Annotated in this window: 9 protein-coding genes; 3 read left to right on the top strand and 6 right to left on the bottom strand. The window is 70.2% G+C overall.

Features of this window, described 5'->3' with window-relative positions; all coding sequences use genetic code 11:
- Nucleotides 1-129 precede the first annotated feature (129 nt).
- Together BLW57_RS02435 and BLW57_RS02430 are read right to left on the bottom strand one after the other, a co-directional pair.
- Nucleotides 130-885 (bottom strand): GNAT family N-acetyltransferase, encoded by a 756-nt coding sequence (locus BLW57_RS02435; protein ID WP_093471786.1) that lies wholly within the window; start codon nucleotides 883-885, stop codon nucleotides 130-132.
- Between the two features lie 292 nt (nucleotides 886-1,177).
- A complete protein-coding gene (locus BLW57_RS02430; protein WP_371127841.1) occupies nucleotides 1,178-3,643 on the bottom strand; it encodes a Pls/PosA family non-ribosomal peptide synthetase in 2,466 nt (821 codons plus the stop codon).
- 913 nt (nucleotides 3,644-4,556) lie between these two features.
- Between BLW57_RS02430 and BLW57_RS02425 the strand changes: the two genes are divergently transcribed.
- A complete protein-coding gene (locus BLW57_RS02425; RefSeq protein WP_093471783.1) occupies nucleotides 4,557-8,642 on the top strand; it encodes a discoidin domain-containing protein in 4,086 nt (1,361 codons plus the stop codon).
- Nucleotides 8,643-8,711: 69 nt separating this feature from the next.
- On the opposite strand, the gene BLW57_RS02420 is transcribed toward BLW57_RS02425, so the two are convergent.
- The 3 genes from BLW57_RS02420 to BLW57_RS02410 all read right to left on the bottom strand — a co-directional run bounded on the left by BLW57_RS02420 (nucleotide 8,712) and on the right by BLW57_RS02410 (nucleotide 11,526).
- Nucleotides 8,712-9,578: an AraC family transcriptional regulator gene (locus tag BLW57_RS02420; RefSeq protein ID WP_093471782.1), complete on the bottom strand. Its 867-nt coding sequence runs from the start codon at nucleotides 9,576-9,578 to the stop codon at nucleotides 8,712-8,714.
- The gene (locus BLW57_RS02415) at nucleotides 9,563-10,024 is read right to left on the bottom strand and encodes a TetR/AcrR family transcriptional regulator (protein WP_256339786.1); all 462 of its coding nucleotides are present in this window, start codon (nucleotides 10,022-10,024) and stop codon (nucleotides 9,563-9,565) included. Before BLW57_RS02415 ends, BLW57_RS02420 begins: the two co-directional genes overlap by 16 nt.
- A 221-nt stretch (nucleotides 10,025-10,245) precedes the next feature.
- The gene (locus tag BLW57_RS02410; protein ID WP_093471780.1) at nucleotides 10,246-11,526 is read right to left on the bottom strand and encodes an MFS transporter; all 1,281 of its coding nucleotides are present in this window, start codon (nucleotides 11,524-11,526) and stop codon (nucleotides 10,246-10,248) included.
- A gap of 131 nt (nucleotides 11,527-11,657) precedes the next feature.
- Here BLW57_RS02410 and BLW57_RS02405 point away from each other — a divergent pair, with 131 nt between their 5' ends.
- A complete protein-coding gene (locus BLW57_RS02405; RefSeq protein ID WP_093471778.1) occupies nucleotides 11,658-12,593 on the top strand; it encodes a LysR family transcriptional regulator in 936 nt (311 codons plus the stop codon).
- A gap of 127 nt (nucleotides 12,594-12,720) precedes the next feature.
- Here the strand turns inward: BLW57_RS02405 and BLW57_RS41180 are convergent, their stop codons facing one another.
- Nucleotides 12,721-13,260, bottom strand: a complete 540-nt coding sequence (locus BLW57_RS41180) for a hypothetical protein (RefSeq protein ID WP_101377052.1) — start codon at nucleotides 13,258-13,260, stop codon at nucleotides 12,721-12,723.
- Nucleotides 13,261-13,669: 409 nt separating this feature from the next.
- On the opposite strand from BLW57_RS41180, the gene BLW57_RS02395 reads away from it, so the two are divergent.
- Entirely contained in the window at nucleotides 13,670-15,016 is a 1,347-nt protein-coding gene (locus tag BLW57_RS02395) for a penicillin-binding transpeptidase domain-containing protein (RefSeq protein ID WP_176985420.1), read from the top strand.
- The last annotated feature ends 40 nt before the right edge of the window (nucleotides 15,017-15,056 follow it).

Raw genomic sequence — 15,056 nt, 5'->3', positions numbered from 1 at the left:
GGTGCTGTTGTCCGCGCAGGGCATGTCGGTGGCGAAGAACGCCGAGGACGGCGGGCGAACCGTCAGGTGCCGAGGCGGCTCGCCCGCGTCAGGGTTGGGGACGGCGCTGCGCCGTCCCCAACCCTGACGTCAGCCCTCGTGCGGTAGCGACATGTACAGACGGGTGCCTCCGGGCCGGAAACCGACGCGCTCGTAGACGCGCCGCGATCCGTCGCCCGAGTACTCCAGCCAGACGGAACGGGCTCCCCGCGCGAACATGGCCTCGGTCAGCGCGGCGGTGACCGAGGCGGCGATGCCCCGGCCGCGGTGGGCGGGACGGGTGCCCACCCCCGCCAGTTCCGAGGTGCCGACGGTGGGTGCGGAGCAGGTGGCCGCACCGGCGCAGCCGCCATCGGGTGCCCGGACGAACCGGACCGCCCCGCCGTTCTCCTGGGTGCGGCGCAGCCGATCCGCGCCCTCCGGGGAAGCGGCGAACTCGCCGGAGAACGCCTCGGCCAGGGCGCCGTCGATCGCCGCGTACTCCTGGTCGGTGGTCGGGGTCTCGACGTCGTGAACACCCGACGGCCGAGTCAGCGTGGTCGGTGTGCAGGTCAGGTACTGGTGCACTGCTTCGGTGGTGAAGCCATACCGCTGGAGGGCGGCCTCCACGACGGGTGCGGAGTCCGGGGCGAACTCCAGCCGGGGCTTGAGACCGCGTTCGTGGAACGCCCCGATCAGCGCGGCGATGTCCCGGTCGGTGGGACTCGCGCCCGGCAGCGGGGTGGCGTAGTTGATGTACGGGCTGGTGGTGCCGGGGTCGAATCCCACGACGAATCCGCGGACTTCAGTCACCACGGGGCGGCGGCGGAGATTGGCAACGGCAAAGCTCTGGACATCGATGTCCATGGTGATGATGACCTCACGTGAAAAGGCATGACATTGACCGGGGTGCACGAGGCACCGCATTGTGTGGCCGCCGTGAGGAGACGTCAGTCGCACCGGTCGCCGGCGCTGCTACAGAGGCAGGCGGGTCAGTGCTGACGGCGGCCGCTGGGGGACGCCGTGATCATGGCCTCAGTCCTTGAACAGTCCGTGAGACGGGTGAGCCGGATGACTCGGCTCGTAGAGTCCCACACCCCTTCGAAGATCGACAAGAGGTTTTCCCCTGTTGGGCAGGAGGCGCCCACCGCCGCGTGGCCTATCGCCGGCTGATCGCGTCCGCGTCCCCAGCGGGGTTTCCCTCCCACCGTGCGTCGGGTGGGATTTCCTCGCCTTTCATGAGGAAGGAGTGAGCAGCGAGCTGCGCCTGGTCGCCGACCGTCGTGCCGTAGTGGACGAGGGCACCCACGCCGATGGTGACACCCGCGCCGAGCGCGACGCGGTCGGACTTGAAGGCACCGTCCTCCTGCGAGTGGCACTGGATGATGCAGCCGGCGTTGAGCGTGCTGCCGTATCCGATGCTGGTGAGGCCGCGTTCGGAGATCATGCAGCCGTCGTCGAAGACGTGACGGCCGATTCTGGCGCCCCGCCATCGCCAGATCATGGTCTTGAACGGGGTGCCGTTGAACAGGTGCACGTAGTCGTGCGCCGTCAGCTTCCAGTAGCGCTCGTGGCTCCAGAAGTCCGGATCGTAGATCGAGCAGTACAGCGACCTCAGCGGCTTCAGCGCCGTGACGGCTCTTTCGATCAGAGTGAAGTAGACGACGGTGAACACGAGGGTGAGCAGGCCCGCCAGCGCGTACGCCGGTACACCGATGGCGTGGTAGAGCTCTATGGCGGTCATGGTGATGAGCACGAGTACGAAGAAGTGGAACCAGCGCGACAGCAAGTGCAGGCTCGCGGTGGTCGTGTTGTGCCTGTTCTTGGCGGCGAGCCGGCGGCGCCGCTCTTCCCCGTGGGAGATCCGCTCGAATCGCGTATCGCGCAGCACCGTACGCGGGATCTCGAAGCTGGGTGAGCCAAGCAGGCCCACGCCTTCGCGTAGCTCGCCGTCGATCGGGACCATGACCTTTGTCGCGAGCAGGCAGTTGTCACCGGTCCGGCCGTCGGACGGGTAGGCGATGTGGTTGCCGAGAAAATTGTTCGGCCCGATCGAGGCGCGGGACAAGCGGAAGGACGAGCTGGAGAAGTCGGCGTTGACGATCGAGAGGCCGTCGGCGATCATCGTGCCTCGGCCCACGGTGCTGAGATATGGGGTGTCGTGCCGGACGACCGAGCCGAAGTTCGACCCGGTCTGCTCGACGCGGCACAGGTCGTAACCGAGGCACCGCAGGTAGTGCACGATCGCGGAGCTGTCACCGAACAGCGTGGTGAAGAACCTGACGTTGGTCAGACGAGTGATCGCCCGCTGGACGCCGTGGTGGAAGCCGTACAGCGGGTAGGTCCTGCCCGGTCGGATCGCCAGGCTGAGCAGTCGCGGCATCGTGCTCAGCGCCACCAGACCCGCGGCGATGCCTCCGAAGAAGACCACGACAGAGGCGACCAGGGCCTCGAGATAGAACGCGGGGTTGTCCAGGGCCTGCAGGCCGGGCGTGAATGCCGAGTTGAGTCGGGGCAGCGCCATGAACACGAGGCTTACACCGGCGACGGTCAGGGGCAGGTACACCAGGAGGAAGGCGAGCAGCTGCGACAGGCTGTAGGAAACCCTGCGAAGAGCTCCGCACGTGGCGGGTTCGACGGTGCGAAAGTCGGTCGTCGTCGGCTGCGCCGGCGTCCCGTGCCACGACTCTCCGGCCGGGATCGCCTGTCCAGGGTGCAGGGAGGAGGCATGCCCCAGCTGGGAGTGGTCGCCCATCGACGTGTCGATGTCGAGGACAGCCTGCACACCAATGGTCACATCGGCCCCGAGGGCGACGGGTCCCGTCTCGATGCACCCGTCGTGCGCCCGGTAGCAGGACAGCAGAACGTCCTTGCGGACGACTGTGCCGTCGCCGATGGACAACATGTCGGTGCAGACGGGGATCTGGTGGGCCAGGATGGTGACCCCCTTTCCGATGTGTGCGCCAAGGGCTCTGAGGTACAGCACGTACAGCGGTGAGCCGGTGAACAGACGTACCGGGCTGGTGCGGATGAGGGTCTTGACGCACCAGAAGCGCAGGTACGCGAAGCTCCACAAGGGAATCCGGCCGGGACGGTAGCGGCCGATGAGTATCCACTTGGCCAGGATGGGCAATGCGCACGCGCCGACGAAGAGCGCCGTGCTGAACAGGACCGCCCGCGCATACACGCCCGCCGCCCCCGAGCCCTCCACGGTCCACTGGTAGCCGAACACGGCGACAGTGGCGGCGACGGAGGAGTAGACGAGGAAGGCCAAGAGCTGGGCCATTCCGCACAGCGCGTACCGCCACGGGGCGAACCGGGGCGCGGCCGGCACGCCGGATCGGTGGTCACTCTCTGCCGAGGCGGGCATGGCGGTCTGTGAGGTGGCAGGCGACTCCGGCCGGCCGGCGGCCGGATGCTCCGTGAAGGCGGCGGCCAGGCTCCGGATCGTAGGGTGCCCATAGACGTCCTTCATCGACACCGTGGGCAGATCCTCACGCTTCCGCACACGCGCACAGAACTGCGTCATCACCAGCGAATCAGCACCCAGCTCCGTGAAGAAGTCACCTTCGACCGGCACCCGCTCAGTGCGCAGGACACCGGCCAGGACCTCGGCCATCTTCATCTCAGTGGAGACTGTCGCACCGCTCGTATCGGCGGCGGTGACGTCGGAGCACATGTGACTTCGCCTCCGTTCAGGCCAGGCACCCGTCTGACAACCGCCGAAACTTCCTGCCGCCGACCCTTGCCAAGTACATGGAGAAAGGCCCACTCCAAAGCTCTGCACGGAGATGCCAGGCGGAGCGGGTGAGCTACTCACGGCAGGAAGGGGCGCCCGAGGTCGGAAACCCGGACAGCGGGCCCACAGCGGGCCCCCGGATAGGCGGCTTCCCACGCTTCCAGGCTGCGACAAAATGTCGCTGCAAACATCGGCCATATGTCCGAACCATCTCTGCCGTCCGGCCGGACATCACCAGCCACATGGCCGATCTCCTGGCGCGCCTCCAAGGCTCCCGCGGCATCGCCACCAGAAACGACAGCACCGCCACCTCCTGCGAAGCGGCGGTCGGTCTCGCGTCGTTCCTGCTCTGGGCGAGATCTCCGGGGCTCGACCTCTGTATGCCATCAGGCAACCATGCCAGTTGCACAAGCGATGGAACGTCGGGACGGACGGGCGACTGTGCGCCGCGCCGCGGCCCCTCCGGCTCGCGTCGGCAGGGGCGGACGCCTGACGCGGGGGGCCAGCCAACACCAGCTTCGATGAGGGAAGTCGAGGCCCACGACTCCCGCCCGGCGAGGTCTCTCGAAACCTTCCGATCCCCTCTACGCGCTCGAGACTCCACCGGCCGAACATCGATGCCGAGTGTTTGCCACAGGCAACCCCCACGAGGGAGCACTCGCTGCCGACGGAGGCAATCGGCGATCAGGGGTTGACAGGAAACGCCATCCGACACAGCCTTTGGCAACGTTGTCATCCGTTTCGGCGCGGGGCGTGCGGAGCCGGTTCGGCCCGCGTATTTTGATGGGACGTCACACACATGACAGATCAGTCGAGTCCGTCGCGGCACCTGTCGCGACGGACCGTCGTCACCTCGGGTAGCACCCTGCTGGCCGGATTCGGCCTGGGCTCCGTGCTCCCCGTGCCGCATGCTGCTGCCGTCCCCACCGGCGCACCCGTCGAACGCTCCACCTCCGGCGAACTGGCCCTCTACCGACCGGTCTCGGTCTCTTCGACCGCCTACGCCGCCACGCTCGGTTCCTTCGTGGTCGACCGTCTCTCCGTTCAGGGAGTCAGAGGCAGCGGATGGCGCGCCGAGGGCGGTGACCCCCAGTGGATAGCCGTGGACCTCCAGGCCGTCTGCGAGGTCACCCATGTCCGCCTGACCTTCGAGGCGGCCGCCTCCACCCCGGTCTACACGCCGCCCACCAGCGGCAATGTGCACAGCGGCACGACCGGCAAAGAGGTCCAGTCCAGCTACTCGACGGCCTTCGTGGTGGAGACGTCCACCGACGGCGAGTCCTGGACGGCGGCGTACCGCACCACGGCGGGCACCGGGGGCGTCGTGAACATCCAGCTTCCGCGCCCGGTCAGGGCGCGCCGGGTGCGCATGACCTCCCAGAAGCGCTCCAGCCCGCTGCCCCTCGGCCTCAACGGCTTCGAGGTGTACGGCACCGCCGAGGATCACCGTCCTTCGGCCACCGGCTGGACCGATTGGGGTTCCCACCCGGGCAAGGCACCCGGGCTCACCGTCGCCGACGACGGGAGCGTGCCCGTGGAGTCGGGCTGGCGGCTCACCATGGACGACTGGGCGGACGCGGACGGCGCCGCCCTGTCCAGGACGTCCGTGGACACCGGCGGCTGGCTGCCCGCGACCGTTCCCGGCACGGTGCTCGGCTCGCTCGTGGACCAGGGCAAACTGCCCGACCCGGTGGCGGGCCTGAACAACCTGCGCATTCCGGAGGCTCTGTCACGCCACTCCTGGTGGTACAAAAGGGACTTCACGCTCCCGCGCGGACTGCGCACCGGCGCCGGACGGCATGTGTGGCTGGAGTTCGACGGCGTCAACCACAAGGCCGAGGTATGGCTCAACGGCAAGCAGGTCGGCGACCTGACGTACCCGTTCGCCCGTGCCGCCTTCGACATCACCCGGCAGCTCGACGGGGCCGGCGAGAACGGGCTCGCCGTACGGATCACCCCGATGCCGGTGCCCGGCAGCCCTGGGGACAAGGGTCCCGAGGGCGACGCGTGGGTCGATGCCGGCGCCCAGCAGATGAACCTCAACTCCCCGACGTACCTCGCGTCGTCGGGCTGGGACTGGATGCCCGCCGTACGCGACCGTGCGGCCGGCATCTGGAACCACGTGCGGCTGCGCTCGACCGGGCACGTCGTCATCGGCGATCCACGGGTGGACACCGTCCTGCCCGACCTGCCGGACGTGTCGGTCGCCGAGGTCACCGTCGTCGTACCGGTGCGCAACGCCGACTCCGTCGATCACCGGGCGACGGTCACGGCGGCCTTCGGAAGCGCGCGGGTGTCGAAGAGCGTGACCGTGAAGGCCGGCGAGAGCGCCGACGTCGTCTTCGCCCCCGACGCCTTCGCGCAGTTGAAGCTGCGCGACCCCGAACTGTGGTGGCCCAACGGACTGGGCGAGGCCCGTCTGCACGATCTCACGCTGACGGCGGCGGTCGGCGGACAGGAGAGCGACCGGCGCACCACCCGCTTCGGCATCCGTCAGTTCGGCTACGAGTACGAGGTGCCGCTCCCGTTCACCGCGTCCCGCGACGCCTACACGCAGACCGTGACCTTTGAGCGGCAGCAGGCCCGGCATCTCCGCGTCAAGTGCCTGACCCGGGCGACCTCCTGGGGCAGTTCCCTGTGGACGCTCTCCGTCGGGGACAGCGCGAGACCCGGCGTCGACCTCGCCCTGCACGCCGCCGCCGAGGCCTCCACCACCGATCAGGACGGCAACGGCGCGGCCAACGCCACCGACGGCGACGCCGGCACCCGCTGGTCCTCCGCCTACGAGGACGACCAGTGGATACGCGTCGACCTGGGCTCCGTCCAGTCGTTCGACCGGGTCGACCTCACCTGGGAGCAGGCGTACGCGAAGACCTTCGTCGTGCAGGTCTCGGCGAACGGCTCGGACTGGACCGACGTGAAGTCCGTGGACAACGGCGCGGTGCCGCTTCCGTTCAGCAACGGCAACGCCAGCCTCCAGGTCGAGGACTTCGACCGGCGCACCGCACGCTACGTCCGCCTCGACTGCGGTCTCCGGAACACCAGTTGGGGCAACTCGCTGTGGACCTTCAGCGTCGTCGACCGTGCCGTCCCGGGCACCGACCTCTCCCTGCGCCAGAAGGCGACCGCCTCCACCGAGGAGTCCGACAACCCCGCGTCCAACGCCACGGACGGCAACCCGAACACCCGTTGGTCCTCCGCCTACGAGGACCACCAGTGGATCCAGGTCGACCTCGGATCCCGGCGTGGGTTCGACCGCGTCGCCGTCGTCTGGGAGACCGCGTACCCGAAGACGTACGTCATCCAGGTGTCCGACGACGGCGAGAACTGGACCGACGTCAAGTCCGTCTCCAACACCCCCGATCCGCTGAAGATCAGCGTCAACGGTGTACGCGTGCTCGCCCGCGGCGGCAACTGGGGCTGGGACGAGCTGCTGCGCCGTATGCCGGCGGAACGCATGGACGCGGCCGTGCGCATGCACCGCGACATGAACTTCACCATGATCCGCAACTGGGTCGGCAGCAGCGACCGGGAGGAGTTCTTCGCCGCCTGCGACCGGCACGGCATCCTGGTGTGGAACGACTTCCCCAACGCCTGGGGCATGGACCCGCCGGACCACGAGGCGTTCGTCGCACTCGCCCGCGACACCGTGCTGCGCTTCCGCAGCCACCCGTGCGTGGTCCTCTGGTGCGGCGCCAACGAGGGCAACCCCCCTGCCGCCATCGACAAGGGCATGCGCGCGGCCGTGGCAGAGCAGGCGCCCGGCCTGCTCTACCAGAACAATTCGGCGGGCGGCATCGTCACGGGCGGCGGCCCGTACGGCTGGGTGGAGCCGGAGAAGTACTTCGACCCCATGACGTACGGCAGCAAGGACTTCGGCTTCCACACCGAGATCGGCATGCCCGTCGTCTCCACCGCGGCGAGCGTGCGCACCATGACGGGTGACGAGCCGGAGTGGCCCATCAAGGGCGCCTGGTACCTCCACGACTGGAGCGATCGCGGCAACCAGGCACCCCATGTCTACAAGGCGGCCATCGAAGCGCGCCTCGGTGAAGCGGGAGACCTGGACGACTTCGCCCGCAAGGCGCAGTTCGTCAACTACGAGAACACCCGCGCCATGTTCGAGGCGTGGAACGCCAACCTGTGGGACAACGCGTCCGGCCTCATGCTGTGGATGTCCCATCCGGCCTGGCACAGCACGGTCTGGCAGACGTACGACTACGATTTCGACGTCAACGGGACCTACTACGGCGCCCGTTCTGCCTGCGAGCCGTTGCACGTGCAGGCCGACCCGGTGAAGTGGCAGGTCATCGCGGTCAACCACACCTCGACCGACCTGCGTGGAGCGACTGTCTCGGCCCGGGTGTTCGACCTGGGCGGCCGGCAGCTCGGCCCGGCCAGGACGGCCCACGTCAACGTCAGCCGGGCGGGCACGGAGAAGGCGTTCACCGCGGAGTGGAGCAAGGACCTCCCGGACCTGCACCTGCTGCGACTCACCCTGACGGACGCCCGGGGCGAGGAGGTGTCACGGAACACGTACTGGCGGTACCGCGACGCCTCCTCCCTGCGCGACCTGAACAAGGCCGAGCAGGTGAGACTGACCGGTGCGATCACCAAGGTGTCGCGCTCCGGGGACCGTCACGGACTGACGGCGACCGTCGCCAACCGCGGTTCGGCGGTGGCCGCCATGGTCCGGCTGTCCCTGCTGGAGGACGCCCACGGCAGTCGGGTGCTGCCGACGCTGTACAGCGACAACTACCTGTGGTTGCTGCCCGGGGAGTCGCGCACGGTCCGGCTGTCCTGGCCGTCGGACGCCTGTTCGTCCCGCCGTCCGGTGCTGACGGCGGAGGCGTACAACAGCGCGCCGACGACGCTGCGCGGTTGACGACCCCGTGCCCCGGCCCCGGCGGGCGACGCCGGGGCACGGTTCCCACGACCAGGACGGACGTTTCCGTCAGAGCAGGGTCCGCTCCACGGGGATCCACAGCTCCGCGTCCGCCCGGGTGGCGTCCGGCGACAGCCTCGTCCGCAGGATCTCCGGTCCCGGCCGGCTCTGGTACGGATTGGACGGGAACCACTGCGTGAACACGTCCCGCCAGAGGTATTGGAGCGCCTCGGGAAACGGCCCGGAGTTCCCGAACACGGCCCACGATCCGGCCGGCACCGTGAGCGCGTCCATGTCCTGCGGCGCGGCGGCCCGGGTCACCACCCCGTGGTAATAGTCGAGTTCGGTCCCCTCCGCCCGACTGGGGTCCAGGTTGTCGGTCACCGCCACGATCCCCTGCGGCTCCTGATCGGACAGGCTCTGGATACGCTGCAGCGTCTCCTGCCCGAGGCCGCGGACGAACTCGGCGATGGCAGGGTTCACCCCCAGGTGCACGAGGGGGACGCGCGCCTTCCTGCCCACCACACGGAACTCGTCCTTCTGCACGATCCGGTATCGCATGCTGCTGCTCCCTTCGACGGTGAGACGGAAGGAAAGCCGCGGCTGGGACTGGAGAGGCGCGCCGGACCGTCTGGCCTCGCCGGGACCGACGCCGTGCACGGCGCGGAACGCACGCGCGAACGCCTCGCCGGACGTGTAGCCGTACCGCAGCCCGATCTCCAACAGCGTCCGGTCACCGGCCAGCACCTCGGCACCGGCGACCGTGAGCCGCCTGCGCCGGACGTACTCCGACAGCGGCATCCCCGCCAGCGCGGAGAACAGCCGCCGCAGGTGGTACTCCGACGTGAGCGCGATGCGTGCGAGGTCGGCGCCCTCGATCCGCCGGTCGAGCCGGCACTCGATGTGTTCCATGGCCTGGTTCAGTCGCTCCAGCACCCCGGCCTCCTTCCCTTTCGATCACTCACATTAGGAAGGACGCACCCGGGCGGACCCGACATCCTGTGCCCCGTTCGGTCGGGTACGGCCGGCGACGAGTGGCCGCGCACATCACGTCCGCCGGGCCGCACGACACGCGCCCGGGCGTGAGCTCGGTCTGCCGGCCGACGAAGGTGCGCTGCTGGTCGGCCGCCCCTTCGTTGCGCAGCGCGACCGGGAACAGTTCGAAGAGCAGCCGGGTGTTGGACGCAGGCACGCAACCGTGCCACCGGGCCCGCCGCCGCGATGTCCTCCTCGCGGCTGACGATGTACGTCGCGGCGCTGCGCTCGAACACGGCGGAGAACAGTTCCTGGATGTCGGCGCAGTAGTAGAGCACCGAGGCGGGGGTGACACCCGCGGCCCTGGCGACGTCGCGCAGCTCGGTGGCTGTGGCTCCGAGGTCCACCACGGTCCTGGCGGTCGCGTCGATGAGCTGGGCGCGATCACCAAGGGCTTCCGCCGTCCCGCCCCCGAGCTGCGACTCCAGTCCGGCGAAGAAGGCGGCGCCGCCGCACCGGAAGCCTCCGGCCCGCTGCTGCCGACGGCATGAACAACGCCCGAGCCCCCCACCGCGGAGAGCGGTCGGGGGCTCGGGCCTCGCACGCCCTCGGTGCCACCTGGAGGTCGTCAGGCGCGGTTCGGTGCCGCTGCCGGCTCCGGGACACGCCCCGCCGCCCGGCGGGGGAGCAGGAGCGGGGTGGCCAGCAGGAACACGCCGGCCAGCCCGATGGCCGTACGCGGGCCGAGCAGACTGCCCAGCACACCCCAGAGGGCCGTCAGGAGGGCGGTCGCAGCCTTCGTCGACACCGCCCAGGCGGTCAGGGTGCGGGTGACCCGGTCGGTCGCGGTGCGTCCCAGGCGGAAGGTGGTGCAGACGGGGTTGAAGACCCCGCAGCAGAAGATGAGCCCGAACTCGACGCCCATCACCAGCACCAGCCCTCCGGTGCCCGGTCCCAGGAAGGCCAGGCCCACGGGCCAGAGCGCGCGCAGCGCCCCGGTCACGACCAGGACCTGGTGCTGTCCGAACCGGGTGACGAGCGGTCGGGCCAGCCGTGAACCGACCAGCCCGCCGATCGAGGGTGCCGCGAAGGCGAGGCCGTACTGCCACGGCGAGAACCCGAGTCGGCCGAGCATGAGGACGGCCAGCAGCGGCTGGGTGGCCATCACCAGGCCGTTGAACAGGGCGGTGTTGAAGAACAGCGGCCGCAGCGCCACGTCGGTGAGGAGGTACCGCCAGCCGTCGAGCAGTTCCCCGGCTCGCAAGCGCGCGGTCCTCCGGCCCTCGGGCCGCGGCTCGTGCCCGCCCATCGCCCCGCCCATCGCACGGAGACCCAGAGCGGACAGCAGGTAGCTGACCGCGTCGGCCACCACCGTCGCCAGCGGACCGAGGAGTCCGATCGCCACACCTCCCAGTGGCGGTCCGATGATCGTGGTCGTCCAGGACGTGGACTCGAACCGGGCGTTCGCGACGAGGAGATCCTCGGCCGGCAGCAGCGCCTTCAGGTACGCGCCGGAGGCCGCGCGGAAGGTGATGTCCGCCGCGGCGACGACGATCGAGACCAGCATGAGCTGAACGAAGGTGAGCGCGCCGAGCGCGAACGCGGCCGGAATCGTCAGCAGCGCCGCGAACCGCACCAGGTCCGTCGCGATCAGCACCTGCCGCTTGCGACGGAACTCCACCCACGGCCCGAGCGGCACCGCCACGGCCGCGCCGACCGCCGCCCCCACGGAGGAGAGCGCGGCGACCTCCGCCGGCCCGCACCGCAGCACATGGACGGCGATCAGCGGGACCGCGCCGAAGGCGAGCCATGTGCCGAGCGCGCTGGTCCCGTAGGCAGCCCAGAGCCACCCGAAGGGCCTCCCCAGTCGATGTCCGCGAAGCCGTTCCAGCCGGTGCCCGCTCCTCACGCCTGCCCCCCACACCGCTCAGCTGCACAACCGAATCGCGACCGGAATCATCAAAGCGAGCGCTCTACCAGGGGTCAAACAACTCCAGAGGCGCCACCCACAACCCATGGTTGTGGCCGTAGGGTGCAGTCATGGACCTCGACACCGTCCGGACCTTCGTCGTCGCCGCCGCCGCGGGGCGTTTCCAGGAGGCCGCCGCCCAGCTGGCAGTCACCCAGCAGGCGGTGTCCAAGCGCATCGCCGCGCTGGAGCGCACTCTCGGCGTACGACTGTTCACCCGCACGCCGCGCGGTGCCGAGCTCACCATCGACGGGCAGGCCTTCCTGCCCCACGCGCGCGAGCTGCTGCGTGTCGCCGAGCGCGCGGTCGCGTCCGTGCACACCAGTCGCCGTCCGCTGCGCGTCGACGTGATCGCCTCACGCGGCGCGGCGTCCGGCCTGATGCGCGGCTTCCACGAGGCACACCCCGAGATCGACCTCGACGTGCTGATGCTCCTCGACATCGAGACTGCCGTCGCCGCCATCCGGTCCGGCACGATCGACGCGTCCTTCCGCGCGGTCGCCATGCCCGGCCGGCCCTTTCCGGACGACATCGAGTCCGCCCGGGTGCTCGACGAGCCTCTCCAGCTCCTCACCGGCCCCGCCCACGCGCTGGCGGGCGCCCGTTCGGTGACCGTCGCTCAGCTCGCCGGGCACCGGATCTGGATGCCCGGCATCGTCCCCGGTTCCGAATGGGCCGCGTTCTACGACGACCTCGTCGCCGAGTTCGGCCTCACGATCGAGGCGACCGGCCCCAACTTCGGCTCCGACGCACTCCTCGACACCATCGCCGACACCCCTGCGCTGGCCACCTTCATGGGGGAGCACACACGTCACGTCTGGCCCGCCGCCCACGGCCTGCGCCGGATCCCGGTGACCGACCCGCAGCCCGTCTACCCGCACTCGCTCGTCTGGCACCGCGACAACCCCCACCCGGCACTGGCCACCCTCCGGACCTACCTGGCAGCCACGGCCACCGGCCACGACACCGCCGGAACCTGGACGCCGGGCTGGGTGCTTCGGGACTGACCGTCCGTCCGGCCGCTCCTACCAGATCAGGCACCAGTAGCCGCCGTAACTCCCGATGCCGATACGGCCGCCCTGGGGGACGAGGCTCGGATCCGGCCGGCCCACGGAGGCCATCGAACACGCGGGGTCACCGACGGTCCCGGCCGCCGCCATCCGTTGCGCGGCGGCGATCGCGGCGGCCGAGGTGTACCACGTCGTCGTCGGACCGGACCCGGTGGCGGTCGGGGCGGGGGTGGGAGTGCGGGTGGCAGCGGGTGCCTGCGGCCGGGTCGGCGGATGAGTCGATGGCCGTGGAGCCGTGGTCGTCGTGGGGCGCGAGGGCGTTACCGCGGGAGTGGTCGCCGGCGCCGGAGTGGTCACCGGTGGCCGGACCGGTCTCGGTGTCGCCTGCGTCGACCGGTGGGTCGGTGGTTGGGCGGGGGCGGAGACGGTGGGCGCGGGGCGGTGTGCCGGCGGGGTGCTCGGCGCCTGGGACGTCCGGGGCGGCCTGCTCGGTGCCGTCCTCGTCGGACGGGGCGCCGGGGTGGTCGGTGTCGCCGACGGCGTGCTGCTCGACGTCTCCGGCGCGGGGGTCCGGGACGGGTGCGGGGTCGACGTCGGCAGGGAGATGTCCTTCGAGGGCGACGGACTGGGATGGGGTGTACCACCGTCCGTGTTCGCCAGCCACACACCCACGCCCCCCAGCACGAGCACAGCCGCGCCGGCCGCGATCCACGGGGCCTTGCGAGGCGGGCGCCGGTGACGGCTCATACCCTCCACTGTCAGCCTGCCCGCCGACGACTTCAACCGGAGCCGTCCTCCGCCCGCGCGCGTGCACGATAAAGGGCGCAGCGGAGATCCGCACGCGGAGCAGCCGCGGCGTGCCGACGGCCGCGCCGGACGATTTCGGCCGTGCCGCGGGGGTGGAGGGCGAGCGGCCGAAGTCGGAACCTGCGCTTCCAGGCGTTTCCGATCGCCCTGGCGGAGACTGAAGGCGCGCATCCACGCACTGTCCAGATGCTCGTGTGGAAGCGGCACTTATGAACCGTTCGTGCGCAACTGCTCGTCCTGTTGGCCCTGTTCCCTAGGATGCACCCATGCACACGAACACGAGAGTGGCGCTCGGCGTCACGGGGGCTCTCGTCGCAATCGCGGCTGTGACGAGCGGCTGCAGCCAGGACACGGGCACCGGCACCGCGGGCAAGGGCGTCTCTCCGCCCAGGTCGACGCACGGGCTGGGTGACATCATCGTGGGCGGGCAGGCCGTCACCGGTTCCAAGCCCAGTCACCTCGCCAGGGTCCCGTACCAGCGCACCTATACGAACGGCCCTCTCTACGCGCCGGTCACCGGCTATCGATCGATGGTGTACGGCAACACCGGCCTCGAAGCCGTGTACGACCACACGCTGGGCGCCGGAGCGTCCGGGGCCGCACCGGGCAACGTCACGACGACCATCGAACCCGCCCTCCAGAAGGCCGCGTTCGACGCGCTGGGCGACCAGCAGGGCGCCGCGGTGGCGCTCGACGCGGACTCCGGGGAGCTCCTGGCCGTCGTGAGTACGCCGTCCTACGACCCGGCGCGATTCAGCGGCCGGGGAGCGAAGGACGCTCAGGCGTGGAAGGCGGCCACCACCGACAGCCGTTCCCCAATGCTCAACCGGGCCTTGAAAAAGCCCGATGCCCCAGGGGCCACCTTCAGCGTCGTCGTCGCGGCCGCGGCTCTGGAGCACAAGCTCTACACGACGGTCGACGAGTCCACCGTCAGCCCGCTCACCTTCGTTCTGCCCCTCTCCACGACCCGGGTCACCGGCACGTCGCCACAGTGCGAGAACGCCTCGATCCGAACGGCGCTCCGCCGTTCCTGTGCCAACGTCTTCGTCAAGATGGCCGCCGACATGGGCCTGACGCGACTCGGCGCGATGGCAGGGAATTTCGGTTTCAACGACGACACGCTCAAGGTGCCCCTGTCCGTCGCCGAGAGCAGCTACCCCACCGTCGGCACGTCGTCCGCCGGCGTGGCCCTGACGGGGATCGGTGCCGGAGAGGTGCGGGCGACTCCGCTCGCGATGGCGCGAGTGGTGGCCGCGGTCGCCAACGGCGGACGGCTGGTTCCCCCACAGCTGGTGAAACGGGTGACGGATGCGGACGGTTCCACCCACCGGCCGCCCGAGGCCGAGGACGGCCGTTCCGCGAAGCGGGCGATCTCCCGGGGCACGGCTGACGCCTTGCGGGAGGTCATCGGGCGGCACGGACAGACGGGTTGGACCGTCGGCGGCCGGGGTGAGTCCGCCACCTCATGGTTCATCGGCTGCACGGACGCGCCCGGCGGACGCCGCACCGCCGTCGCCGTCCGCATCGAAGGGCTGTCCCCGCCGTCGGGTGGAGACGACGGCGGGCACGCCGCGGCCGAGGTGGCGCGGAAGATCCTCGCGAACGCTTCCTGACGCCTGCCGCGGGCGGCGCGTTCCTCCGGGCGAGTCCGAC

The organism is Streptomyces sp. 1222.5 (assembly GCF_900105245.1).
GTDB classification, from domain to species: domain Bacteria; phylum Actinomycetota; class Actinomycetes; order Streptomycetales; family Streptomycetaceae; genus Streptomyces; species Streptomyces albidocamelliae.
Note: the sequence above shows the minus strand (reverse complement) of the source record. Positions and strands in the feature narration are given on the sequence as shown.

Bases quoted from the DNA above. Each gene is read 5' to 3' on its own strand.
- BLW57_RS02435 (WP_093471786.1), bottom strand. From the start codon at position 885: ATGGACATCGATGTCCAGAGCTTTGCCGTTGCCAATCTCCGCCGCCGC.
- BLW57_RS02430 (WP_371127841.1), bottom strand. From the start codon at position 3,643: ATGAAGATGGCCGAGGTCCTGGCCGGTGTCCTGCGCACTGAGCGGGTG.
- BLW57_RS02425 (WP_093471783.1), top strand. From the start codon at position 4,557: ATGACAGATCAGTCGAGTCCGTCGCGGCACCTGTCGCGACGGACCGTC.
- BLW57_RS02405 (WP_093471778.1), top strand. From the start codon at position 11,658: ATGGACCTCGACACCGTCCGGACCTTCGTCGTCGCCGCCGCCGCGGGG.
- BLW57_RS02395 (WP_176985420.1), top strand. From the start codon at position 13,670: ATGCACACGAACACGAGAGTGGCGCTCGGCGTCACGGGGGCTCTCGTC.